Origin of the sequence: Caballeronia sp. INML1 (assembly GCF_023631085.1) — a bacterium.
Taxonomy (GTDB): domain Bacteria; phylum Pseudomonadota; class Gammaproteobacteria; order Burkholderiales; family Burkholderiaceae; genus Caballeronia; species Caballeronia turbans.
Genome location: NZ_JALQDT010000051.1, coordinates 1 through 23,476 on the forward strand (window position 1 = coordinate 1; position 23,476 = coordinate 23,476).

A 23,476-nucleotide genomic window follows, 5' to 3' on the forward strand; every position below is an offset into this window, starting at 1 on the left:
GAGGTGGTCGGCAAGCATCGCACCGGAAAGTTAACAGCCCGGCGCTCCGTTTACAACCACTTCTCACCCCATAAACAAAAATGCCGTTCAGCGCTAACTGAACGGCATTAGAGCCGTAGGGCGGTCTTTGCAGGGTAGCGGGATTCATGCGGGCATTCGGTTGCATTCTGGGGATGCGGCGCGTCCGCTGACGATGCGGCCTCGACGCTCTGCATATGCGCGGCGCCACGCGCTAGTGTGCCATTGGTCGCGCCCCGGATCGCGATCGTAATGCGCAAACCAGGAGTGAAACAATCGCCACCGGCACCTCGGTTCGTGCAAATATGGCTGTCATTTTGTCGGCGTATCATCGCGCCACGCAAGAGGGGCGCTCGCGCGGCGCCTCGCATCGAGTCGGCCGCGCGCGCGGGCTCGCGTGCCCACCTGAGGAGAAGGCAGTGGAAGACCGTGACGATCTGGACGGAGCAACGCAAACCACGGCGGGCGGGCTCGTCCGGCTCGCGTCGTTGATTGCGGGGCTCGCGCGCGAGGGCGTGATCGATACCCGCTTCGGCGCCAAGCTTCTGAAGCGCCTCGACAAGGAAGCGCAGCGAGTAGCCGGACCGGGCGCAGCGCCGCTCGACGAAGCGGAGCAGGCGGCGCTTTTCGGCGCGCTCGGCGAAGTCGATCTCGCGTTGCGTCAGTGCGACGCCGCATCGCTCGTCGAGGCGAATGCCCGGCTGCGCGAGTCAGAAGCGACGACGTCGGGAAAGCGTCGCAAAAGCAAAAAGGAGAGCGACGCGTGAGCTTTGCGGCGGGCGGGCGCGAAACCTGCGTCAGAGCCAGCATGTCGCTTTCGTGCCATGCCCATGCCCGTCTCCCTGCATTCCCCTCATTGCTCTCTGTGGACGGACCGTAGTGTCGACGTAGACCGCGATCCGTGGCGCATTCTCGTCGTCGACGACAACGCCTACAGCGCCGAAGCCCTTTCCGCCGCGCTGGAATCGGACGGCTTCGACACCCGCTTCGCACTCTCTGGCGTCGACGCGCTGCACGCGGTCAACGGCTGGGTGCCGCACGTCGTCATTCTCGATATCACGATGCCCGAGCACGACGGCTACGCGACCGCGCGCGTGCTGCGCCGGATCGCCGGTACGCGCGACGCGGTGATCATCGCGTTTACGGCACTGGGCGAGGAATTGGTGCGGCCCGAGGGCGTCCACTCGGGCTTCGACGGGTACTGCCAGAAGGGCAATCCGCCGGCCGAACTGGTTCGTCTGATCGGGCGGCTCGTCCACTGAAATCAAGCCGTTTATCGAACGCTAGTTCGATAATTAAATTGTTTCGTCCCTTGCAAACGACGCGCGATACCAACCTACGGCGCAAGGTCTTCGCTCCCATGTCCCACGGGCATCTGCGCGAGATTCGCACGCTCGTGCGGCCACGCATTGTTGGCCAAGAGCGAAAACTGTATTGAAATTTATGGGGATAAAAAAGCGATAGTAGGGGTATACACTGCATTCCATCGACGTAGCAGACAGTTTCTCGCAAGACCGCTGCGGCGCTTTCTGATTGAACGTCAACCGTCTTTGGAGCACACCATGAAACGCAACCTCATCGCTACCCTCCTGATCGCCGCTTCCGCCACGCTCGCCGCACCCGCTTTCGCAAGCGGCTATGGCCCGGCTCCGTTCTACCGTCCGGCCGTCGGCGCGCCGACGTCGCAACAAGGCCCGAGCGCACAAGCGATCGCCGCTGAAGAAAACGCCAACGGCGTGAACACTACCGCTTTCGGCGGCTCGCGTGACACGCTGGCGCAATCGGGCAACCGTGCGGCGCAATCGAGCAACAACCCGCAATCGGTCTTCTTCGGTCACTAATCGAATCGGCCGGCCCGGCTTATCCGCCGGGCGTATCGGCTGAAGGACTGCTTCGGCGCCCGCCGACGCGGACTCAAAAGGTCCGTGTTGCGCGGGCGCCGATCGTTTTTCAGGCGGCGTGCGCGAGCGCGCCGCGCATCACGTTGGCGAGTTCCGACGCCTCGAACTTCGACACATACGCGTTTGCGCCGACCTTGCGCACATGCTGCTCGTTCGCCGATCCCGACAGCGACGAGTGAATCACCACCGGAATGTGCATCAGCCCCGTTTCCGCCTTGATGCGGCGCGTGAGCGTGAAGCCGTCCATCTCGGGCATCTCCAGATCCGTGAGCACGAGCGCGATGTGATCCGCGACCTCGGTGCCTTCCTTCTGCGCTTTTCTGAGCGCGGCTTCCAGCACGTTCCACGCTTCCTGTCCCGTCTTGGTCATCACGAAGGGCACGCCCATCGCGGTGAGGCTTTGCTCGATGAGCGCCCGCGCGACGCCCGAATCGTCCGCCGCTAGCACGCGCGCGCCCGGTCTGAGCGTGAGCCGCCCGGTATTTTCCTCGGTGATATCGGTTTCCTTCGACGGCAGCACGTCGCGCACGATGCGCTCGACGTCGAGCACCTGCGCGAGCCGCGAGCCGTCGACGTTGCCATCCAGCCGGGCGAAGCTCGTCACGGTCTTGCCGCCCGAGTGCGATTCGGCAGACAGCACCTGATTCCATTCGAGCCGCACGATATCGTCGACTTCCTCGACTGCGAAGCCTTGCGTCGTGCGTGCGAACTCGGTGACGAGCAGGATCTTCAGCCCGTTCTTCGGCCGGCAGCCGGTGATGCGCGCGAGATCGATCACAGGAATGATCTGTCCGCGAATATCCGCGACGCCGAGAATGTCCCCGCTCGATCCGGCCACGGCCGTGATCGTCGGCATCGCGAGAATCTCGCGCACCTTGAACACGTTGATGCCGTAAAGCTCGCGCTGTTCCGAGCCCGGCGCCTCACCGAGCCTGAACAGAAGCAATTCGAACATGTTGCTGCCCGCGAGCCGCACGCGCTGCTCGATATCCTGCTGTGAACTGCTCACCTCGTTCTCCCTCTAAGCGGTGCATCGCGCCGCGTTGCCGTCGTGTATGTGATTAGCGGCATTTGGCGACGAAACTGAAGCGGAAACAGAAGTCGAATCAGGCGGCACGCAGACTGATTCGCGCGGCACGCCGCACCTTCCACGTCGCGTCGTTGATCTATACTTTTTCGAATGGTCGGGTTAATGCCTATGAAGGCATGGCGCGCGAGGCTTTACGCTCACAAAGGCGCAAGACAACCCGTCGCCCAGGCGCAACAACGTTCCCCGCTCATAACGGAGGCGCTCGATGGCAACAGTCGCACAGGTTCTGAATTCGAAACCCGACCAGACGGTCTATACGATTGCCGCAACGGCATCGGTCTTCGATGCGATCAAGATGATGGCCGACAAGCATATCGGCGCGGTGATCGTCACAGAGGGCGATGAAATCGTCGGCATCATGACCGAGCGCGACTATGCGCGCAAAGTCGTCCTGATGGACCGCGCGTCGAAGCAGACGCCCGTGCGCGACATCATGACCTCGCAGGTGCGCTACGTGCGCCCCGATCAGACCACCGACGACTGCATGGCGCTCATGACCGACAAGCGCATGCGCCACTTGCCGGTGATCGATAACGGCAAGCTCGTCGGCATGATCTCCATCGGGGATCTGGTGAAGAACATCATTTCGGAGCAGCAGTTCACCATTCAGCAGCTCGAGTTCTACATTCGCGGCGAGCACACGTAAGCGCGGGCGGTCCGGCTGTAAGCCTTTCGTTATAATCGGCAGGCTCTGCGCGCACGCACGGAGCTTGTTTTGCCGTGCACGTCTCGCGCGGATAACGAAGGAGCGCCGCCCATGACTCCCACCGCCGCATCCGCCGAAAGAGAAAAGACGCTCGCCGCCGACGCGCCGTTCTTCATCGTGATGAACGCGGGCTCGGGCCGCCACCAGGCCGACGCCACACGCACCGTGCTCGAGCGCGAACTCGGCGCGGCGGGGCGGCGCTTCGAATTGCGCGTCGTCGACGATCCGCGCCGCCTCGCGAGCATCGCGCGCGAAGCCGCCGCGGCGGCGTGCGAGCAGGACGGCGTGCTCGTCGGCGCGGGCGGCGACGGCACGCTCTGCACGGTCGCGCACGCGGCGCACGACGCCGGTTGTCCGTTCGCCGTGCTGCCGCGCGGCACGTTCAACTACTTCAGCCGCGACCACGGCATTCCCGCCGACCTCGAACAATCGACGCAACTTCTGCTCGATGCGCGCGCTTATCCGGTGCAGGTCGGCTTTGTCAACGGACGCATGTTTCTCGTCAACGCGAGTCTCGGGCTCTATCCGCGGCTGCTCGAGGATCGCGAAATCTACAAGCGGCAATTCGGCCGAAGCCGACTGGTCGCGCTGTGGTCGGCGCTCCTGACGATGCTGAAGCCGCATCGGCATTTGCGTTTGAATATCGATCACGAAGGCAAGACCACCGAAATTCGCTCGTCGACGCTCTTCGTCGGCAACAACCGGCTGCAGATGGAGCAGATCGGCATGCCGGACGCAGCGCGCGCGCTGGAACAGGGCTTGCTCGTCGCGATTGCGCCGCGCCCAGTGGGACGGCTCATGCATCTGTGGCTGTCGCTGCATGGCGCGGCGGGGCGTCTGTCCGATTCGGATCATGTCGTGAGCTTGACGTTCGAGCGCATCACGGTGACGCATCCGTCGAAGCGGCGCCGGCCGATCAAGATCGCGATGGACGGCGAGATTGCGAAGCTGCAGATGCCGCTGGAGTTCCGCGTCTCCGACAAGCCTCTTTTTCTGCTCAAGCCCGAACCGACGGTGGCCGAAGCGAATCGCTCATGACCTTGCTGTTGCAGATTTCCGATACGCATTTCGGCACCGAGCGGCCTCAGGTCGTCACGGCGCTGCTGCGTCTCGCCGATGCGCTGTCGCCCGATCTGGTCGTGCTGTCGGGCGACATCACGCAGCGCGCCCGCAGGCACCAGTTCGATGCGGCGCGCGCGTTCGTCGATACGCTCGGCGCGACGCCGACGCTCGTCGTCCCCGGCAATCACGACATTCCGCTCTTCGATCCGCTCGCGCGGCTCTGTTATCCGTATGCGAATCATCAGCGCGTGTTCGGCGCCGATCTCGAGCCGAGCTTTCAATCGCCCGAACTGCTCGTGCTCGGCGTGAACACGACGCGCGCCTACCGTCACAAGGACGGCGAGGTGTCGATGCAGCAGATCAGGCGCGTCGCCGCACGTCTCGAGACGGCGAGCGCGGCGCAGTTGCGCATCGTGGTCACGCATCAGCCGGTGGCCGTCACGCGCGCGCAGGACGAAAAAAACCTGCTGCACGGACGCGAGCGCGCGGTGCAGCGCTGGGCGCGCGCGGGCGCGGACCTGATTCTCGGCGGGCATATCCATCTGCCTTACGTGCTGCCGCTGCACGATACCTTCGCGGGTCTTTCGCGCCGCATGTGGGCGGTGCAGGCGGGCACGGCGCTGTCGTGGCGCACGCGCGGCACGATCGACAATTCCGTGAACGTGATTCGCCACGACGCGCGAGCGGGCGACGGCGGCGCGCGCCAAACCACGGTCGAGCGCTGGGATTATTCGGAGACGAGCGAAGCATTCGAGATGATTGCGCGCCACGATCTCGCGCTCGACGGCGCGAAACCCGCGGTCGCTGTCACGCTGCCCGGATGACGAGCTCCGCGAAGCCCGTCGCGGCGTCGTGCTCGCGCGTGTAACGTTCGCCCGGCAGGTTCGCGACGACGATCTCCGCCGTCGTGCGCACGATGCAGCCCGGCGTGACGTGGCCGCCGCACACGCGGCCGTCGGCGTCGGACACGCTCATGTGCAGGTGCGGACCTTGCGCCGATAAAGTCCCGGCGAGCGACAGGATTTCGAAATCGCCATGCAGTTCTGCGGCTTCGTCGCGGCCCGCATAGCGTAAGCGGGCGACGCTCAGGCTGCCGATTCCCTGAAGCACGAAAGCCGCCGAGAGCGCGCGGGTGCGGAATGCGTGGTCGAGCGCGGCGCGCAGGTCGTCGCCGGGGGACAGACGAAGGGTCATCGCGTGCATGAATGAAAGACTCCGGCCGGATCGCACTCAAGACTACACGCTTGCGGATCGTGATGGCATCATGGGCGCGACCCGTCCCGGCTATTTCTCATTCGTGGAGACGCCATGAGTTTCGAACTGAAGATGCTGGCCTGGACGCTCGTGCTCGCGCTGGTGCAGGTATTGCTCCCGGCCGTGGTGCGCAATCGCGAAGTCGGCATCAAATATCAGACTGGCCCGCGCGATGCCGCCACGCCGCCGCCCGGCCGGCTTTCCGGCCGGCTGATGCGCGCACAGTCGAACTTGTTCGAAACGCTGCCGATTTTTGCGGTCGCGGTGCTGATCGTGCACGTGACGGGGCGCGAGAACGCGCTCACGCATTACGGCGCGCTCGCGTACTTCGTCGCGCGCCTCGTCTACGTTCCGCTTTACGCGGCGGGCGTGCCGTTCGTGCGTTCGCTGGTGTGGCTGGTGTCGGTCGTCGGCATCGTGCAGATTCTCGTTCCCATCATCTGACGAGAGGAGTGAAGGGCAATGACCGATCAACCTTCGACCATCGAGATCGAAACCGCGCCGAATCCCGCATTCGCCGTCATCCTGATGCACGGCCTCGGCGCCGACGCCAATGATTTCGTGCCGCTCGTGCCCGAACTGCGTCTGGCCGATGCGCCCGCTGTCCGCTTCGTGTTTCCGAACGCGCCGGAGATCGCCGTCACCGCCAACAACGGCTACGTGATGCGCGCGTGGTATGACATCCTCTCGTTCGAGGGCATCAACCGGCGCGTGGACGAGGCGGGCATCGTGCAATCGGTGGCGCGCGTGCGGGCGCTCATCGAAGAGCAGAACGCGCGGGGCATTCCGAGCGAGCGCATTTTCATCGCGGGCTTCTCGCAGGGCGGCGCGATGACTTATCACGCGGGCCTGACACACCCGGAGAAGCTCGCGGGGCTGATCGTGCTGTCGGGCTACATTGCGTCGGAAGGGCTGATCGATGAATCGCTCTCCGAGGCGAATCGCTCGATTTCCATTTTCGCCGCGCACGGCAGTTTCGACGATGTGCTCAATGTGAGCCTCGGCGAGCAGGCGTGCGAATTTGCGCGCGCGCAGGGTTGCGATGTTGAATGGCATGCTTATCCGATGCCGCATTCTGTTTGCATGGAGGAGGTTGAGGCGCTGCGGGGGTGGTTTGGGGCGCGGTTGGCGGTTTAGGCTTTCGCCGGATCCCGTTTTCGTATTGGTTTATTAGCACTGCCCCTGTGCGGGGCGGCAGTCACTTTCTTTGCTGCTGCAAAGAAAGTAACCAAAGAAAGCAGCTTGCTAGGCCCGCGGTCACACGCAGTTTGGCCATGCTTGCCAGCCCATCGTGGGCTCAGTAGCGAGTGCCCTCATAGGCCCCATCGGGCGTGGATCGCGCACGGTCTGTCGCCTCGCACCGCTTCACTCACTGGCTCAGCACCAAATGGCTCCGGCCCGCTTCGCGGCCGTTGGGTCGATCGGGTCCGCCCGTACGTCCTTGCTTTCATCTCACCGCATGGGTCATTCGCTGGTTTCCCTTGCGGACCCGACGGCAACGCGTAGCGCTGTGCCGGAGCTGTTTCGTGCTGAACCTGTGTCCTTGTAGCACGGAGCGACTGCCGCCCCCGCACGGGGCAATGCTAATCAACCGGCACGAGCATTCTGTACCTCGTCATGCCGTCTCGTTGCAAACGCCACCGATCAACGCGAGCATCCCGCGCCGCAATTCCGCCGGACTGACCGGCTTCGAAAGCACATCCTGCTCACAGGCAAGCGGCACGATACTCGCCGCCGGTTCACCGGTCACGACAAGACACGGACACGGCCGCCCGAGCCGCGCCGCCCCGAGCATCGCCACTTCGCGGGCGGTCTTGGCATCGCGCAGCCGGAAGTCGGTGATGATGAGATCGGGGAACCGCTCGACGTCGCCGAGTATCGACTCGAACTCCTCGAAGCTCCCGGCGGAGTCGTAAAGCACGCCCCATTGCGACAGAAGCGCTTCGGTGGAGGCGCGCACGAGACCATCGTCTTCGACCAGCAACACGTAGCGGCCGTTGAGCTGCGCCGTTTCGTCCGCTTCGGAGCGCGCCGGCGCGCGCGCCGATGGCTTGTCGGGCGACGGCCCGCACAGCGGCATTTCGAGGGAAAAGCGCGAGCCGCGCCCTTCGGTGGACTTCAGTTCGATACGATGCTGGTCGAGCATCGACATCACCGCATTGACGATCGACAGCCCGAGGCCCAGCCCCTTGTCGCGGTCCTGTTCGGGATTATCGACCTGGAAGAACGGCTGGAAGATCGCGTCGAAATAATCCGCCGGAATGCCGATGCCGTTATCCAGCACGTCGATGCGCGCGCGCGTCGCGGAGCGCACCACGCCGACGATCACCGTCGGCTTCGACGATTTGTTCTGGTCCGCATACTTGATGCCGTTCGACACGAGATTCGCGACCGCGCGCCCGAGCCAGTGCGCGTCGCTGCGCACGCAGACCACGTCTTCCTTCGGCAGCCGCAACCTCAGTTCGACGCCCCGGCTCATCGCGAACGGGCGCAACTGCTCGGCGGCCTCCTCGACCGTCTGCCGCACGTCGAACACGTGATAGCGCGGCACGACGCGGCCCGATTCCAGCCGCGACAGATCGAGCACCGCGTTCAGGAGCCGCGCGAGGATCACGGACGAGCGCCCGCATTCGTTGATGAGCCGCTCGGCCTGATCGAATTCCCCATTGCGGATGGCTTCGGCGGCCGCTTGCAGAAACAGATTGAGCGCGTGCATCGGCTGACGCAGGTCGTGCGTCGCGGCGGCGAGGAAGTTGGACTTTTCGCGGCTCGCCGTCTGCGCGGCGATCATCTGCTGCTCGCGCAGCGCGAGCAGCGCGTTGGTCTTGTTCTCCTGATCCTTCTTCGAGACTTCGAGCTCGCGGTTCTTGCGCCCGAGCGACACGTTGGCCGTGCGCAATTCGTCATTGAGCGACGCGAGCGCGCGCTCCGAGCTGTAACGCTCGCGCGACACGCGTTCGGCGTGCGTGCAGACGCCATGCCCCACGACCACGACGTTGAACATATAGAACAGCCCGGCGAAGAAATCCTCGGGGTTGAGCAGATGAATGGTGATCTGCAGGACGACGATCGACGCGAGCGTGATGATGCCGGCCGTCAGCGCGACGCGTGAGCGCAGATAGAAAAAGCTGAACTGGAAGAACAGCGCGAGACACAGCCCGATGAAGTGCTGCGTGTAGTTGTAGGGCGCGGGCGTGATCGCCACCATCGCGAGGATCAGGCACAGCAGGCCGTAGATGCCCGTGAGAATGATGCGCTGCGAGCTCGCGTGCGAGCGGAACGACGGCCGCAGCACCAGCACGCCGACGAAGAACAGCAGCGCGATGCCCGCGAAGCGCAGCGCGAGGATATCGGCGAGGCGCGAATCGAGCGCCTGGTTGCCGCGGGCGAAGCTGAAGTCCCACCAGAGAAAGCATGTCCAGATGGCGAGCGCGAGCAGGGTCGACGCACGCCGGAACGCGCAGAAGCGCTGGCTGTGGTCTTCCAGAAACTGCGCCTCCAGCACGGGGTCGGTAAACGGCGCCGGAATCGAAAGATTGCGTACCAGGCTCGCGCCGGCCTCACGGGCTGCCGCGAGAAGAATTCCTGGATTGCGCACGCCGGCGGCGCGTTGGGGGACGGCCATCTTCATGCTCGCTCACGGAATCGGGATATCTACTTTAGGCCAATGCGGTCATACAAATACGCCTTTTTTTAGCAATCAGCCGATAAAGCCGGAAAATATTGCGTCTTTTTGAGGCGTGTTCTGGCGAAGGGGGAGGAGGAGGAGAGATGGGCAGCGTCGGTCTCGAGAGCCGATCGGCGAGCGTCCGATTCTCGCCCGCCGATTCGAAGGACAGCCACATCAAATGCCCCCCGCACGATGACGAGGGCGGGACTTCGGATAGCCGCTCAGCTTTTTGGCTTGGCCTTGGTCGTGCGCTTCGTGACCTGCATTTCCTTCGTGCCTGCGGCCTTCGCGGGCGATGCCTTGCTGCCGGCCGTTTTCTTGCGGCTCGACATTTCAGTTTCAGCGGGTTGGCTCGCTTGAGCCTTGCGTGGGGATGGCATGCTGACCTCCTTCAGTGTGTGTCCATATCGACACATTGATAACCATAGGATGCGGTCAGCCGGTATTCAAGACCCGGCGGGGCTTGCGCGTGACGTACCGGCCAAAAAAAGCTTCTGAGGACGAAGCATTTCGATGCGATGCGCGGCGCGTCCCGTGCTCAACGGATGAGCTTCAACCCCGCGGGCAACGTTTCGCCGAAGACGCGCCCTTCGTCCGCGCGATCGAGTTCGACGGTCTCGCGGACCATCGAGACCCACGCCTGCGCCGCGCCCATCGCTTCGAGGCGTTGCACGACGGCCGCGCGCGCTTCGTCTGGCAGGTCGCGCGAGCGGTCGCCGGTCATGCGGGCGATCTGCACGGCGGCGAACGCGGCGGGGTCGATCTTCTTCCAGTCGAGCGCGAGGATGGCGTCGAGCCAGGCGACGGCGACATCCGGCGGCACGACGCCGTGCGCGCTGCCATAGAAGGGCGCGCGCGCACCGATGCGGCCGACCGCCCACCAGCTCTGCACGTTCTCCGAAGGCTTTTTCAGGCGCGTGAGCAGCCACTCGCCGACCTCGATCTTGCGCTCGACGGGCACGCGTTCGAGCGATGCCGCGAGCCGCACCATGTCTTCGTAGCCCGCGCGCGCCGCACCCGCAGCCTTGCGATAACGGCTCGTGCCGGGCGGCTGAAGCACGAAGGCCATGTCGTCCAGAAGCCTCAACTGCGCCGCTTCGGGAAGTCCGCCGGCGGTGCGGCGCCAGAGCGTCCACCATTCGGACCAGATCTGGCTTTCGTTGCTGTACTGGATGCCCTGATCGAAGAGCGTCCACAGTTGCTCGACGCGCCACTCGTCGAGCGGGTGCCCGAAGCCCGGACGCATGCAGTAGCCCGTGAGATTGAGCCACAGGCGCTCGTGATCGGCGCTGCGGCGGCGCTTCTTCGCGCGCTCGAACAAAGCGCCGAAGAGCTCGCGCAGGAGCGCGATGTCCCAGGTGTCGCGCGCGCCGAGCGTCTGTTCGAGTTGCGCGCGCAGGCGCTTGACTTCCTTCGGGCCGACGTCGTGCGACTTCGCGCCGAACGTGCGGTCGATCAGCTCGATGGCCTTCGGCAGCGCCGGATGGGGTTCGCTCGCGGCGTCATCGGTCTGCGGCGCTTCGCGGCGCAGCTGAAATTCGAGCAGCCAGCGTTTCGCGGGATCGTCGACGGCGGTGCAGTGCATCTCCAGCGTGCCGACTTCCGTGAGCGATGTCGTCAGCTGGACCGGCGTTTCGCGCGCCCGGCCGTCGTTCGCGGCGCGCGGGTCGACGACCGTCGCGATCGGCGGCAGGCGCACGAAATCGCCCGATGCGGCCGCGAGGTCCGCGAGTTCACCCGCCGTGTACGCCGTCTCCGCCACCGACGACGCCAGGTGAAAGCGCACCGGCGCGCCGAGCGTGAGCGCGAAGGTCCGGCCGGCGAGATGGATCGGCTGGCCTTCTTCCGTGCCGCGCGGCAGGACGCAGACGCCGCGCATCGCGTTGGCGTCGTCTTCGAGCAGCAGGAAGAAACTGCGCGCCGAGCCGCCGCCGATCTTCGGCGCATGACCCCCGCGCGCGAGCGCATAAGCGACCGCGCCACGCGCGACCGCGACATCGGGATCGTGGTTCGCGAGCACGTTGACCGGTTCGCCGCGCCAGCCGGAAAGCGTATCGGCGATGCGGCGCGCGAGCGGACCGGCCCGAAACACGCCTCCGTTCAGCAGCAAGGTATCGGGAACGGCGAGCGTTTCGGCGGGGACGCCGAGCGCCTTGCGCGCCTCGCCCGCGTGCTGGCCGAGAAAGGCCGCGATATGCCGCGTGATGGCCGGATCGCTCGCATACGGCAACCCGAACTCGACGATGCCGCCGCGTGAGCGGCCGGGACGATCGTCCACGGACACCTTCGGAAAAAAGCCTTCGACGATGATCTGCTCGATCTCGTCGCGCGTGATATCCGTCGAACGCGCGCCGCCGATGAGTTTCGCGCCCGCGCCGAGCAGCGTGATCGACGCGGAATCAGGCGCTTCGTCGCCGAGCAACTGCTCCTTCGCGGCGCGGCAGCGTTCGACGAGTTGCGAGAGACGCGCGGCGGACAGGCGCGCGTCGCTGCCCGCGAGACGCCGCTCGGCGAGATGCGCGAGGGCGAGATCCATGTTGTCGCCGCCGAGCATCAGATGGTTGCCCACGCCGATGCGCGTGAGCACCGGCTCGCCGTTTTCCATCGCGACCTGAATGAGCGTGAGGTCGGTCGTGCCGCCGCCGACATCCACGATCATCACGAGCCGCGTGGCGGCGAGTTCGCCGGCGAGCGTCTCGCGATGATGAAACAGCCAGTCGTAGAACGCCGCCTGCGGCTCTTCCAGCAGCCGCAGCGTCTCCAATCCCGCCATGCGCGCCGCTTCGAGCGTGAGGGCGCGCGCGCCTTCATCGAACGAGGCGGGCACCGTCAGCACGACGTCTTGCGCGTCGAGCGGCGCATCCGGAAAGCGCTCGTTCCACGCCGCATGCACGTGCGCCAGATAGCTCGCGCTTGCAATGACGGGCGAGATTTTTTCGACGTCGTCGCCCGCGCCCCACGGGAGAATCGGCGCGAGGCGGTCGACCGCTGCGTGGGACAACCAGCTCTTCGCGCTCGACACGAGCCGTCCGGGCACCTGCGCGCCGAGCGTCCTCGCGAATCTGCCGATCACGGCGGGCGCTTCCATCTCGCCCCACGGCAGTTGCAGATCCTCGGACTTGAGCTCGCCCGGCGCATAGTGATAGCGCAATGACGGCAGAAGCGGTTGCGCGGCCACTTCGCCGGGACCGACGAGCTGCTCGATCTCGAACACGCGGATATCGTTCGATCCGGCCGGCGCATAGGCGACGACGGTATTGCTCGTGCCCAGATCGATGCCGACGCTGTACCGCGCGCCCGAGGCCTTTTTCTTGCGCGGGGACACTTACAGGCCCATGCCCTGATCCGCGCGCATGTCGCCACTCAGGCCGCCGCGCACATCGAACTCGACCTTCCAGCGCTCGGACGAACCGCGCGGAATCGCTTCGAGTTCGAGCGTGCCCGCTTCGGTCACGCGCGCATGCAGCTTGACCGGCACGACTTCGCCGGGCGTGCGGCCTTCGGGCGGCAACGACGCCTCGATCTCCTCGAGCTCCTGCAACTCGTCCGGTTGCCAGTATTCGAGCAGCGTGCCGACCTGATCCTGCCGGCGGACCGACGAGCCGAAAAAGCGGAAATGCACCGGCTCTCCGACGACGAGCCCGAACTCCTGCGCGGGCAACTCGGCGTCGGTGCCTTCCTCCATGCCGAACGGCGCGACACACAGCGCCTGCACGGGCGGCTCCAGCCCGGGCACGGCCGGCATCGCCGATTCGACCGCGACGTAGTACGCGCGCGCCGTGCCGCCACGGATGCGCACGCCCTTGCCGCGCCGCACGTAGCCGTAATAGGCCGCGCCGCGCGCGACCGCGAGATCGAGGTCCGCGCCTTCGAGCAGACGCGCGGGCGGCGCGCTTTCGGCGGCGAGCCAGGCATTGAGCGTCGTCATCACGCGCTCGACGAGCAGCGGCGACTTGAACACGCCGCCGTTGAAGAGCACGACGCTCGGATGCAGCAGCGTCGCGCCTTGCGGTGCCTGATGCCGGAGGCCTTCGACTTCGGCCAGCGCGTTGACCTGACGGCCGAGGAACGCGGCGAGATGGCGCGTGACGGCGGCGTCCTGCGCGTAAGGCAGACCGAGTTGCGTGAGACCGACGCGCGCGCGCGACACGGGCCGCGCGGATGCGTCGACTTGCGGGAAAAAGCCTTCGAGCAGGATCTGCGTGAGTTCCGCGCGCGTGAGTTCGGTGCGCAGCGATCCGCCGATCAGCTTCGAGCCGCGGCTCGGCACGACGAGCGGCACAGCTTCGACCGTCGGATCGGAAAGCAGCGTTTCCTTCGCCGAGCGGCATGCGTAGGTGAGGGCGCGCAACTGCCACGGATCGGGCTGCGTGCCGAGCGCTGCGAGCTTGCGCGCGACCGTGTGCGCGAGCGCGAGGTCCATGTTGTCGCCGCCGAGCAGGATATGTTCGCCGACCGCGACGCGATGCAGTTCGAGATTCCCTTCGCGCTCGACGACTGCGATCAGCGAGAGGTCGGTCGTGCCGCCGCCGACATCGACGACGAGAATCACATCGCCCACCTTGACCTGCTTGCGCCAGCCGCCGGCCGACTTCTGGATCCAGCTATAGAGCGCGGCTTGCGGCTCTTCGAGCAGCGTCATGCGCGAATAGCCGGCGGCCGCGGCGGCTTCGGCGGTGAGTTCGCGGGCGGCGGGATCGAAGGACGCGGGAATTGTCACGGTGACGTCCTGCCGGTCGAACGGCGCGTCCGGATGCGCGTGATTCCACGCCTCGCGCAAGTGCGTCAGATAGCGCACCGAGCTTTCCATCGGCGATACGCGCTCGACTTCCTCGGGTGCATCGGACGGCAGGATAGCCGCGCGGCGATCGACGCCCGGATGGCACAGCCAGCTTTTCGCGCTGGAGACGAGGCGGATCGGCGTGCCCGCGCCGCGGCTCCTCGCCAGTTCGCCGACGATGAACGTGCGCTCCTGCGTCCACGGCAGCGTGAGATCGCCGGGCGCGAGCTCGTTTTCGTGCGGCAGATAGAGGAAAGAGGGCAGCAGATCGCGCTCTTCGGCGGCGCCGGGCGCGGTCAGTTGCGAGATCGGCAGCACGCCCTGCGCGGTTTTCTCGCCGTCGCTCGCGCTCATGTCTACATAGGAGAGCGCGCAATGCGTCGTGCCGAGATCGACGCCGATCGAATAGCGCGCCTGATTCTCGTTGCTGTCGATATCGCTCACAGTTCCACCTCCGCCGGCGCGACGATGCTTGCATCATGGGAGGGCGCGAGCTTCGGCAGGCGCGTGTCTTCGACCTTCCAGCCGCGATGGCTCACCTGGCCGTTGAATGGCGCCTTGCCGACGACATTGCCGGTCAGACGCACCGCGGCCGCATCGAACCCTTCCTGCAGCGTGACGCGGCTGCCTTCGGCTTCGGTGCGCACGGGCTTGATCGTGAAGTGCTCGCGCAGCACCGCGCGGCAGCCGTCGTGCACGAGGCGGGCGGCCGCGCCGATATCGGCGTCGCTGTAATTGACGATGTCCTCTTCGACGAAATCGATGAAACGCGCATCGCGTTGCAAAAGGCCGAGCAACTGAAGCGCGGCGACCGGGCTTGCTTCCTTCAGCACGGACGGCGCGGGCTGCGCGGGTGCGGGCGCCGGCGCGGCGGCCACGGGCGCGGCGGCGGGCCTGGGCGCTTCGGCTGCGAAATCGGGCGCTTCGGGCGCTTCGGGCGCTTCGCGCAGGCGCTGCACGCGGCCCGCGAACGCTGCATTGCCCAGAATGCCGAAGAAGGCGCCGAAGGCAATGCCTATCCTGCCGAAAAAGCCTGGATTCATGTCGGTCATGTGATGCTCCTGTAGGCCGCGCGAGGACGACCCTATCCTCGGGCGGCGCGGGTGGCCGGTGTTCGGTGCCGTATCGGCGGGGGTGATGCCGGGATGCTGCCGGTGCGCGCGGCCCTCGGGCCGCGTCGTCCGCGAAAGCGCGGCAAAGCATGAAAAGCGCTTCGGCGTTTATACCGTATCCCGGTATTTTCCATGATGTCGCGCGTCGGCCGGAAAAAAGCGCGGGCGAGGCGCGCGGCGGCGGGCCTCATTCTCGCGATTTGCGCGGTCAAGTCAAGGCGCGGCGCGGGTTTCCGGCGTTTCGGGCGTTTCGGGCGCGATTCAGGCCTTGTAGCCGATCTTGCGCAGCAGGTCCTTGCGCCACTGGACGTCTTCGGCCGTCTCGACGCCGAGGGGCGGCAGCCCATCCACGACGCCGACGATTCCGCGTCCCTGATCCGTCTGAGCGACGAGCACCTGCGTCGGATTGGCGGTCGCGCAGAAGATGCGGCAGACCTCCGGCACGGTCTTCACCGTATTGAGCACGTTGACGGGAAAGAAGCCGTCGCCGAGCACGATGATGAAGCTGTGTCCCGCGCCGATGGTCTGTGCATTGCGCGCGGCCAGCTCGACGAGCTTTTCGTCCGTACCCGACGTGCGCACGAGCCGCTTGCCCGACGCCTCGCAGAACGCGAGCCCGAAGCGAATGCCCGGCACCGCGCCGACGAGCGCCTCGTGCAGATCCTCGACCGTCTTGATGAAATGAGACTGGCCGAGGATGAAGTTGGTGTCCTCGGGCTTGTCGATGGCAATGGCGAGCAGTTCCATGGCGGATCTCCGTTGCGCGCTGGAAATTCCATGGTAGGCGCTTTTCACGCGCGCATTTCGAACCCCGCGAGATACCCCGCCGCGTCGCCGCCGTCCCAAACCCGGCGATCGCAGAGGGTGGCCGCGCGCCGCTCCTCGGGCAGCGCAATCCCCGACGCCCGCGCCGCGTCGCGATAAAGCGCGGTCTGATTGACGCTCGCCGCGACGGCTGCGTCGTCGATATCGGCATCGAGCATGCCCCAGCGCCGATACTGCGTGATGAACCACAGCCCGTCCGATACGCGCGGATAGTTGACCGCGCCGCCATCGAAGAATCGCACCGGCAGCGCGCGCGCATCGCCGCCGTCCGTGGCGACGAGGCGCGGCTCGATCAGCGCGCGCGGCACGCCGAGCAGTTCAGCCGACGCCAGCGCCTGCGCGATCTCCTTACGATGGTCGCTCGAATCGAGCCATGCGCAGGCGTCGAGCATCGTGCGCACGAGCGCGCGCGCCGTCGCCGGGTAGAGCGCCGCGAAATCGCGCCGGCAGGCGAGCACCTTCTCCGGATGATCCGGCCAGATCTCGCTCGTGTACGCGACCGTTTTGCCCGCATTGCGCGCCTCGGCCACCGCGTGCCACGGCTCACCCGCACAGAAGCCGTCGAGCGCGCCTTCGACGAGCGCATCGGCCATGCGCGGCGGCGGAATCACGACGCTCTGGACATCGCGCAAGGGATGCACGCCGTGCGCCGCGAGCCAGTAGTAAAGCCACATCGCGTGCGTGCCGGTCGGAAACGTCTGCGCGATGACGGGCCGCCGCCCGAGCGAGGCCAGCGCGTCCTTCACGCTCGCGCCGTGCTCGATCGCATCGGCGAGCGGACGCGACAGCGTGATCGCCTGGCCGTTGCGGTTGAGGACCATCAGCACCGCCATGTCCGCCCGCGGCCCGCCGATGCCCAGTTGCACGCCGTACACGAGTCCATAGAGCGCATGTGCGGCGTCGATTTCGCCGGATAGCAGCTTGTCGCGCACGGCGGCCCACGAAGGCTGACGGCACAACTCGATCTTGATGCCGTGCCGCGCGCCGAGTTCGCGCAATGCCGCGACGGCGAGCGGCGCGGCATCGGAAAGGGCGACGAAGCCGAGCCGCAGATGCGTGCGTTCGGGCGCGGGAGAAGTCGTGTCGGGGGAGTTCATAGGTGTCGGTGGCGCTAGAACAGGTCGGACAGCGCGAGCAGTTGACGCGCGATCTCCGCGACCTTCACGCCCTGATCCATCGCGCGCTTGCGAAGTGCCGCATAGGCATCGTGTTCGGACATGCCGCGCTTGTCCATCAACAGACGTTTCGCGCGGTCGATGACCTTGCGCTGCTCCAGTTCATCCTCGACTTTGGCGAGACGCTGGCGCAATTGCGCTTCATGCGCGAAGCGCGCGAGTGCGACGTCGATGATCGGTGCGAGCCGCGCGGGCGCGAGCCCTTCGACGGAATACGCGGTGACGCCCGCGCCGACCGCCGCACGAATGAATTGCTGGTCCGCGTCGTTGCTGAACATCAGCACGGGGCGCGGCGCGGCCTTGTTCATCACGGCGAGCTGTTCGAGCGTATCGCGCGAGGGCGATTCGGTGTCGATGATGACGACATCGGGCTTCTGACTCTCGACGGCCTTGTGCAAGGCCGACGGCGCGGCGACTTCGGCGAGCATGTCATAGCCCATGCGGGCGAGTTGCTCGCGCAAATCGCCGATGGGCTTGTCGGTGTCGGTGACGAGAAGAACGCGAAGCATGCGGGACGCGGAGGAGGTCATGCGAAGAACGGCAAAAGCGGCTCATATGACTTTAGCGCGCCGCCTGCCGTTTGAGAACCCGCTTCAGGCTGCATGGGCCAGGCCGTTCGCGCTCGCGGCGTGCGTCGTGAATTCAGCCGCTTCTCCAATCGCACCGCCGATGAGGATCACCGCGGGACTGCCGAGACCGGCCGCCGAGGCTTCTTCTGCGAGACGGCCGAGCGTCGTGACGAGACGCCTTTCCTTCGACGATCCCGCGTTCTGCACGACGGCCGCGGGCGTATTCGAAGGAAGCGCTTCCATCAACGATGCCGTGATGCTCGCGATGCGGCTCATGCCCATATAGATCGCGAGTGTGGTGCCGGTGGCGGCGAGGGCGGCCCAATCCGGCTGACTGTGATCCTGCATGTGCGCGGTGACGAAGGTCACGCCCTGGCAATGATCGCGATGCGTGAGCGAGATGCCGAGTCCCGCCGCCGCCGCGAAGCCCGACGACACACCGTTGACGATATCGACCGGAATATGCGCTTCACGCAGCGCCGCGATCTCCTCGCCGGCGCGGCCGAAGAGCAAAGCGTCGCCGCCCTTCACGCGCACCACATGCAATCCCTTCCTCGCATAGCGCTGCATGAGGCGCTGAATGAACGCTTGCGGCGTCGACTTGCAGCCGCCGCGCTTGCCGACGCGAATCACGCGCGCATGCGGCGCGAGCGTGACGATGTCCGCGTTGGCCAGATCGTCGACGAGCAGGATGTCGGCGGCGGCGAGCGCCTTCGCGGCGCGCAGGGTCAGCAGGTCGAGATCGCCGGGACCTGCGCTTAACAGAGTGACTTTGCCTTGGATGGTGCTCATCGTTGCTTACCTGTCTGCGTACGTGCGTATGTGCGTATGTGGGGCGCATCGGCGCGGCAAACGCCAATAGCGTCCGCTCGTGTCGCTGCACGATGGGGACGCCTTTGTCCTTGCTCTTTTGCTTCGAGATGCCGCGAGCGCCGTTGCCCGCAGTGGTTTTCTCGATGCAATAAGCGGGCCATTGCGCGAAACAAGGACTGGGTCGCGCTCGCCGCACTGTGCTTGTGCGCGCTCGACACACGCGGCACCGCTTCGGCGCGAATGTGCTTCGTTCCAGTGACTGAACGGACGAACCGGTTGGTACAAAATCCGGCGCGAAGAACGAGGTCGATGTTCGCGCGTTCGCACGTCATCAGTGCTGCGTCGCACCATCGCTGTGCCCGCCTGCATCGAAACGCGCCGTGAAGCGCGTGCGCCCCGGCAGTGCATGCGTTGCGCAAAGCCGTATGCAGCAAGCCTCTTCGGCCGATGCGTCGCGCATGGCATAGCCCTTGCCTTATGTCTTGCCATCGGATCAACGGCGATCCGTCCTGAATACAGCGCCCGACAGGTGAAGAACGTGCGGGCATCGGACAACGGCGTCCCCCGCATCGGCTTCCCGGTCGATGCGCGGGACGCCTTTCTTTTTTTGCGGAAAGACGATGGACAAAGCCACCCGGATCGATCTCTTCAGCATGCGCAGCGCGCCGATGCGCGCCTTCCATCTCACGTGGATGGCCTTCTTCGTGTGCTTTTTCGCGTGGTTCGCCTGCGCGCCGCTGATGCCGCTCATCAAGCGCGAGTACGGCCTCACGGCGGATCAGGTCGCGAACATCAACATCGCGGCCGTGGCCGTGACGATTCTGGTGCGCCTCGTCGTCGGGCCGATGTGCGATCGCTTCGGGCCGCGCAAGGTGTATAGCGCGCTGCTGCTCGCGGGTGCGGTGCCGGTGCTCGGCGCGGCGCTGTCCACGGGCTACGACAGCTTCCTGTGGTGCCGTCTTGCGATCGGCGCAATCGGCGCGAGCTTCGTCATCACGCAGTACCACACGTCGGTGATGTTCGCGCCGAACGTCGTCGGCACCGCGAACGCGACCACGGCAGGCTGGGGCAATGCGGGTGCGGGCGCGGCACAGGCGGTCATTCCGCTCTTCGTCGCGGCCGCTATCGCGCTCGGTACGGGTGAAGCATCGGCATGGCGCGTCGCGCTGATCGTGCCGGGCATCGCGATGCCGGTGATGGCCTTCTTCTACTGGCGCTACACGCAGGACTGTCCGCAAGGCGATTTCGCGACGCTGCGCCGTGCGGGCATCGCCATCGACGGCGGCAAGAAGGGCGGCTGGCAGAGCTTCCTCGCCGCCTGCTCGAACTATCGCGTGTGGATGTTGTTCGTGACCTATGGTGCGTGCTTCGGCGTGGAAGTGTTCATCCACAACATGGCGGCGGTGTATTACGTCGATCGCTTCAATCTCACGCTCGGTCAGGCGGGCATGGCGGCGGGCAGCTTCGGCCTGCTCGCGCTCTTCGCCCGCGCGCTCGGCGGCTGGCTCTCCGATAAAGCCGCAGCAAAGAAAGGCCTCGATATCCGCGCGACGCTGCTCTTCGCATTGATCGCGGGCGAAGGCCTCGGTCTCTATGCATTCGCGCATGCGCCGAGCGTCGTGCTCGCGGTCGTTTCGATGCTCGCGTTCGGTCTCTTCACGCACATGGCGTGCGGTGCGACTTACGCGCTCGTGCCCTTCATCGACCGAAAGGCACTCGGCGGCGTGGCCGGCGTCATCGGCGCGGGCGGTAACGTCGGCGCCGTCGCGGCGGGCTTCCTGATGAAGGGGCTCGGCAACGCGCAGGCGACGCTCTCGATGCTCGGCGTGGTCGTCGCGGGCACGGCGTTGTGCGCGCTCGCGGTGCGTTTCTCTCCCGAACACAAGGCACGCGAAGCGGCACTGCGCGAAAGCGCCCTCGCAGCCAACAACGTCATTGCCAACTGAGAGGGCCCGTCATGAAAATCGTCGTCATCGGCCACGGCATGGTCGGCCACAAGTTCCTCGAATGTCTCGCCGATAGCGGCAATGACGCGCTGCACGTGACGGTGCTGTGCGAAGAGCCGCGCGCCGCGTATGACCGCGTGCATCTGACCGAATTTTTCTCGGGCAGGAGCGCGGCTGATCTGTCGCTCGTCGAAGCGGGCTTTTTCGAGCGTTCGGGCTATGCGCTGAAATTGAACGCGCGCGCGGTCGCCATCGATCGCGCGGCGCGCACGGTCACGGCTTCGACCGGCGAAGTGCTGCCGTACGACAAGCTCGTGCTCGCGACCGGCTCATACCCGTTCGTGCCGCCGGTCGAGGGCAAGGACCGCGACGGCTGCTTCGTGTATCGCACGATCGAGGACCTCGAAGCGATGCAGTCGTTCGGCGCGCGCTCGAAGACGGGCACGGTGGTCGGCGGCGGCCTGCTCGGTCTCGAAGCAGCGAAGGCGCTGCGCGACATGGGGCTCGAAACGCACGTGATCGAGTTCGCGCCGCGTTTGATGGCGGTGCAAGTCGACGATGGCGGCGGTCGCGTATTGCGCGCGAAGATCGAGGAGCTCGGCGTCACGGTGCATACGGGCAAGAACACGCTCGCGATCGTCGATGGCGCAGGCGCGGTGAACCGCATGAATTTCGCCGATGACACGCATCTCGACACCGACATGATCGTGTTCTCCGCGGGCATTCGTCCGCGTGACGACATCGCCCGCGCCGCGGGTCTCACGATCGGCCCGCGTGGCGGCATCGTGATCGACGACACCTGCCGCACGAGCGATGCCGATATCTTCGCCATCGGCGAATGCGCGTTGTGGAAAGGCCAGTTGTTCGGCCTCGTCGCGCCCGGGTACGACATGGCGCGCATCGTCGCGAAGCAGATCATCGGCGAGGACGCGGCGTTCGCGGGCGCGGACATGAGCACGAAGCTCAAGCTGATGGGCGTGGATGTGGCGAGCATCGGCGATGCGCACGGCAAGACGGCCGGCTGCCGCACGTATCAGTACAGCGACGAGCGCAAGCAGGTCTACAAGAAGATCGTCGTGTCCGAATGCGGCAAGTTTCTTCTGGGCGGCGTGATGGTCGGCGATGCGGCCGAATACGGCACGCTCCTGCAGATGATGCTGAACAAGATCGAGCTGCCCGAAGCGCCCGAGTTCCTGATCCTCCCGCAAAGCGATGGTAAGGCGAAGCCCGCGCTCGGCGTCGAAGCATTGCCCGATGGCGCGCAGATCTGTTCATGCAACAACGTGAGCAAGGCGGAAATCTGCGCGGCGGTCTGCGCCGGCGCGACGAGCATCGGCGCGATCAAGTCGTCGTGCAAGGCGGGCGCGTCGTGCGGCGGCTGCGTGCCGCTCGTCACGCAGGTAATGAAGTCGGAGATGAAGCGGCAAGGTCTCGCGGTGAACAATCATCTCTGCGAGCACTTTCCGTATTCGCGTCAGGAGCTGTATCACATCGCGCGCGTGGAAGGGCATCGCACGTTCGGCGCGCTGCTCGCGAAACATGGCAAGGGGCGCGGCTGCGATATCTGCAAGCCGGCGGTCGCGAGCATTCTCGCATCGTGCTGGAACGAGTTCGTGCTGAAGAAGGAGCACGCGAGCCTGCAGGACTCGAACGATTACTACCTCGCGAATATTCAACGCGACGGCACGTATAGCGTCGTGCCCCGCATGCCGGGCGGCGAAGTGACGCCCGATGGCCTGATCGCGGTCGGGCAGGTCGCGAAGAAGTACGGCCTTTATACGAAGATCACCGGCGGCCAGCGTGTGGACATGTTCGGCGCGCGTGTCGAGCAGTTGCCGTTCATCTGGGAAGAGCTGATCGCGGCGGGCTTCGAATCGGGTCATGCCTATGGCAAGGCGCTGCGCACGGTGAAGTCGTGCGTCGGCTCGACGTGGTGCCGCTATGGCGTCGGCGATTCGGTCGGTCTCGCGATCGAACTGGAGAACCGGTACAAGGGCCTGCGCACGCCGCACAAGATCAAGTTCGGCGTATCGGGCTGCACGCGCGAATGCGCCGAGGCGCAAGGCAAGGACGTCGGCGTCATCGCGACGGAAAAGGGCTGGAACCTCTACGTCTGTGGCAACGGCGGCATGAAGCCGCGCCACGCCGAACTCATTGCGTCCGATCTCGATCACGACACGCTCGTACGCTATATCGACCGCTTCCTGATGTTCTACGTGCGCACGGCCGATCGCCTGCAGCGCACGAGCGTGTGGCGCGACAACCTCGAAGGCGGCCTCGATTATCTGATCGACGTGGTCATCAACGACAAGCTGTCCATCGCCGCCGAACTCGAAGCGGAGATGCAACTCGTCGTCGATACGTACGAGGACGAGTGGAAGAAGGCCGTCACGGACCCGCATACACGTAAGCGCTTCCGTCACTTCGTCAACAGCGAACAGGGCGATGCGAACGTGACCTTCGTGGAAGAGCGCGGCCAGATTCGCCCCGCGACGCTCGAAGAGCGCAAGTCGAAGCTCGCTGACATTGCTGTCGTAGTCGAAACCGCCTGAACC

General features: G+C 65.6%; 21 protein-coding genes. 10 read left to right on the forward strand and 11 right to left on the reverse strand.

Features of this window, described 5'->3' with window-relative positions; translation table 11 throughout:
* Positions 1-437: 437 nt before the first annotated feature.
* The 3 genes from NCR38_RS16040 (at position 438) to NCR38_RS16050 (ending at position 1,859) form a co-directional block, all read left to right on the forward strand.
* Positions 438-785 (forward strand): hypothetical protein, encoded by a 348-nt coding sequence (locus NCR38_RS16040; RefSeq protein WP_061116116.1) that lies wholly within the window; start codon positions 438-440, stop codon positions 783-785.
* A gap of 63 nt (positions 786-848) precedes the next feature.
* Complete coding sequence (locus NCR38_RS16045) at positions 849-1,280, forward strand: response regulator (RefSeq protein WP_061115979.1); 432 nt, start codon at positions 849-851, stop codon at positions 1,278-1,280.
* Positions 1,281-1,580: 300 nt separating this feature from the next.
* Complete coding sequence (locus tag NCR38_RS16050) at positions 1,581-1,859, forward strand: hypothetical protein (RefSeq protein WP_061115978.1); 279 nt, start codon at positions 1,581-1,583, stop codon at positions 1,857-1,859.
* A gap of 109 nt (positions 1,860-1,968) precedes the next feature.
* Here NCR38_RS16050 and NCR38_RS16055 read toward each other — a convergent pair whose 3' ends face one another.
* Positions 1,969-2,928, reverse strand: a complete 960-nt coding sequence (locus NCR38_RS16055; protein ID WP_061115977.1) for a chemotaxis protein — start codon at positions 2,926-2,928, stop codon at positions 1,969-1,971.
* Between the two features lie 286 nt (positions 2,929-3,214).
* Between NCR38_RS16055 and NCR38_RS16060 the strand changes: the two genes are divergently transcribed.
* The 3 genes from NCR38_RS16060 to NCR38_RS16070 all read left to right on the forward strand — a co-directional run bounded on the left by NCR38_RS16060 (position 3,215) and on the right by NCR38_RS16070 (position 5,601).
* Entirely contained in the window at positions 3,215-3,655 is a 441-nt protein-coding gene (locus tag NCR38_RS16060) for a CBS domain-containing protein (protein ID WP_061115976.1), read from the forward strand.
* Between the two features lie 111 nt (positions 3,656-3,766).
* Positions 3,767-4,753: a diacylglycerol kinase family protein gene (locus tag NCR38_RS16065; protein ID WP_061115975.1), complete on the forward strand. Its 987-nt coding sequence runs from the start codon at positions 3,767-3,769 to the stop codon at positions 4,751-4,753.
* On the forward strand, positions 4,750-5,601 hold the full coding sequence (locus NCR38_RS16070) for a metallophosphoesterase (RefSeq protein WP_061115974.1): 852 nt from the start codon (positions 4,750-4,752) through the stop codon (positions 5,599-5,601). The genes NCR38_RS16065 and NCR38_RS16070 overlap by 4 nt, the downstream gene beginning before the upstream one ends.
* Here NCR38_RS16070 and NCR38_RS16075 read toward each other — a convergent pair.
* The gene (locus NCR38_RS16075) at positions 5,585-5,980 is read right to left on the reverse strand and encodes a PPC domain-containing DNA-binding protein (protein WP_061115973.1); all 396 of its coding nucleotides are present in this window, start codon (positions 5,978-5,980) and stop codon (positions 5,585-5,587) included. The two genes, NCR38_RS16070 and NCR38_RS16075, sit on opposite strands and share 17 nt — an antisense overlap.
* Before the next feature lie 105 nt (positions 5,981-6,085).
* On the opposite strand from NCR38_RS16075, the gene NCR38_RS16080 reads away from it, so the two are divergent.
* Complete coding sequence (locus tag NCR38_RS16080) at positions 6,086-6,475, forward strand: MAPEG family protein (protein ID WP_061115972.1); 390 nt, start codon at positions 6,086-6,088, stop codon at positions 6,473-6,475.
* Between the two features lie 18 nt (positions 6,476-6,493).
* Complete coding sequence (locus NCR38_RS16085) at positions 6,494-7,168, forward strand: alpha/beta hydrolase (RefSeq protein WP_061115971.1); 675 nt, start codon at positions 6,494-6,496, stop codon at positions 7,166-7,168.
* 478 nt (positions 7,169-7,646) lie between these two features.
* On the opposite strand, the gene NCR38_RS16090 is transcribed toward NCR38_RS16085, so the two are convergent.
* The 9 genes from NCR38_RS16090 to cobA form a co-directional block, all read right to left on the reverse strand.
* A complete protein-coding gene (locus NCR38_RS16090) occupies positions 7,647-9,656 on the reverse strand; it encodes a hybrid sensor histidine kinase/response regulator (RefSeq protein ID WP_061116115.1) in 2,010 nt (669 codons plus the stop codon).
* Between the two features lie 266 nt (positions 9,657-9,922).
* Complete coding sequence (locus tag NCR38_RS16095; protein WP_157697443.1) at positions 9,923-10,081, reverse strand: hypothetical protein; 159 nt, start codon at positions 10,079-10,081, stop codon at positions 9,923-9,925.
* A gap of 158 nt (positions 10,082-10,239) precedes the next feature.
* Entirely contained in the window at positions 10,240-13,026 is a 2,787-nt protein-coding gene (locus NCR38_RS16100; protein ID WP_061115970.1) for an Hsp70 family protein, read from the reverse strand.
* Complete coding sequence (locus NCR38_RS16105; RefSeq protein WP_250477347.1) at positions 13,027-14,925, reverse strand: Hsp70 family protein; 1,899 nt, start codon at positions 14,923-14,925, stop codon at positions 13,027-13,029. It lies immediately after the preceding gene.
* A complete protein-coding gene (locus tag NCR38_RS16110; RefSeq protein ID WP_061115969.1) occupies positions 14,922-15,533 on the reverse strand; it encodes a DUF2760 domain-containing protein in 612 nt (203 codons plus the stop codon). Before NCR38_RS16110 ends, NCR38_RS16105 begins: the two co-directional genes overlap by 4 nt.
* A gap of 321 nt (positions 15,534-15,854) precedes the next feature.
* On the reverse strand, positions 15,855-16,340 hold the full coding sequence (locus NCR38_RS16115) for an adenosine-specific kinase (protein WP_061115968.1): 486 nt from the start codon (positions 16,338-16,340) through the stop codon (positions 15,855-15,857).
* A 44-nt stretch (positions 16,341-16,384) separates the two neighbouring features.
* A complete protein-coding gene (locus NCR38_RS16120; RefSeq protein WP_250477348.1) occupies positions 16,385-17,515 on the reverse strand; it encodes a CmpA/NrtA family ABC transporter substrate-binding protein in 1,131 nt (376 codons plus the stop codon).
* A gap of 14 nt (positions 17,516-17,529) precedes the next feature.
* Positions 17,530-18,102 carry an ANTAR domain-containing response regulator gene (locus NCR38_RS16125; RefSeq protein WP_061115966.1) on the reverse strand — a complete coding sequence of 191 codons (573 nt, stop codon included), beginning with the start codon at positions 18,100-18,102 and terminating at the stop codon, positions 17,530-17,532.
* A gap of 84 nt (positions 18,103-18,186) precedes the next feature.
* The gene (cobA, locus tag NCR38_RS16130) at positions 18,187-18,954 is read right to left on the reverse strand and encodes a uroporphyrinogen-III C-methyltransferase (protein WP_250477349.1); all 768 of its coding nucleotides are present in this window, start codon (positions 18,952-18,954) and stop codon (positions 18,187-18,189) included.
* A gap of 641 nt (positions 18,955-19,595) precedes the next feature.
* Here cobA and NCR38_RS16135 point away from each other — a divergent pair.
* Complete coding sequence (locus NCR38_RS16135; RefSeq protein WP_061115964.1) at positions 19,596-20,921, forward strand: MFS transporter; 1,326 nt, start codon at positions 19,596-19,598, stop codon at positions 20,919-20,921.
* Positions 20,922-20,932: 11 nt separating this feature from the next.
* Positions 20,933-23,473, forward strand: coding sequence for a nitrite reductase large subunit NirB (gene nirB / locus NCR38_RS16140; protein ID WP_250477350.1), 2,541 nt, complete (start codon positions 20,933-20,935; stop codon positions 23,471-23,473).
* Positions 23,474-23,476: the final 3 nt, after the last annotated feature.